The sequence below is a fragment of the Kocuria atrinae genome (genome assembly GCF_039531425.1).
GTDB classification, from domain to species: Bacteria; Actinomycetota; Actinomycetes; order Actinomycetales; family Micrococcaceae; genus Kocuria; species Kocuria atrinae.
The window spans coordinates 1-515 of record NZ_BAAAQA010000052.1 but is presented as its reverse complement, the minus strand read 5'-3'; the positions used below and the strand labels follow the sequence as shown (position 1 = coordinate 515).

At 63.1% G+C, this 515-nt stretch carries 1 protein-coding gene; it reads right to left on the bottom strand.

Going from position 1 to position 515, the window contains the following annotated elements:
* On the bottom strand, positions 1-398 hold a 398-nt coding region (locus ABD283_RS14350), incomplete at its 3' end, for a helix-turn-helix domain-containing protein (RefSeq protein ID WP_344225607.1).
* Positions 399-515: the final 117 nt, after the last annotated feature.

Here is a 515-nt window from a genome sequence, read left to right as displayed (position 1 = left end):
CTGAGTACCCAAGCGGTGGCATCGATTTGCCAGCAGTCATTGGGACGGGGATAGACAAATCGTTTCCACGACGAGCGTGGCTTCTTCTGCGGCTGAGCCCGGGCAACCCCGGCCTTGCGGAACGCCCGAGCCAGCGTCGCTGGTGAGGGCGCTGGCATCTCCAGTGCGGTCATCTTGTCGCAGACACTGATGGGCCCGTAATCCAGCCCGGATTCCTCCAGGAGCCTACGGACCTCTAGCGCCATCTCGATCGTCTCATCGGCTGTCTTGGACGGTGAGTTCTTCGGGCGGCGTGAGCGGGGCTCGATCGCGGCATCGGGACCCTGCTCACGGGCGCGTCGGCGCAATTGATAGAAGGTTTTGCGTGAGATCCCCTGCTCGGCACAGAACACGCTCACCGCCCCGCGTGGTGCATCATCAGGCCACAACGCGATCGCGAGTCGCACGCGGGGATCAAGGGGTGAGTTGCTGGGCGAAGACGGTCTCATCGACCAAGTTCAGCCCAGAACTGTCAC